This is a genomic window from Nocardioides sp. (genome assembly GCF_030019515.1).
Taxonomy (GTDB): domain Bacteria; phylum Actinomycetota; class Actinomycetes; order Propionibacteriales; family Nocardioidaceae; genus Nocardioides.
Genome location: NZ_JASEEQ010000033.1, coordinates 1 through 539 on the forward strand (window position 1 = coordinate 1; position 539 = coordinate 539).

The 539-nt window shown below is 74.4% G+C and carries 1 protein-coding gene; it reads left to right on the forward strand.

Annotated elements, in window-relative coordinates:
* On the forward strand, window positions 1-539 hold a 539-nt coding region (locus tag QMC84_RS22385; RefSeq protein WP_300378890.1), incomplete at both ends, for a DEAD/DEAH box helicase.

The window sequence follows — 539 nt, forward strand, 5'->3', positions numbered from 1 at the left end:
CGCGGGCCAGGGCATCACCGCACCGTTCCCCATCCAGACCGCCACGCTCCCCGACTCCCTCGCGGGCCGCGACGTCCTCGGCCGTGGCCGCACCGGCTCCGGCAAGACGCTGGCGTTCGCGCTGCCACTCGTCCTGCGGCTGGCCGGCGGGCGCTCGTCGGGCCGGCGCCGCCCGCGCGGCCTGGTGCTGTGCCCCACACGCGAGCTGGCCAACCAGATCGACGCGACGCTCGCCCCACTGGCGGCAACGCTCGGCCTGCACACCACGACGATCTTCGGCGGCGTCTCCCAGAACAAGCAGGTCGCCGCGCTCGACGCGGGGGTCGACATCGTCGTCGCATGCCCCGGCCGGCTCGAGGACCTCCTCAACCAGCGGCTGCTCACCCTCGACGGCGTCGAGACGACCGTGCTCGACGAGGCCGACCACATGGCCGACCTCGGCTTCCTGCCCGGCGTCAAGCGCATCCTGGACCGCACGCCGCGCGGCGGGCAGCGCCTGCTGTTCTCCGCGACGCTCGACAACGGTGTGGACGCGCTGG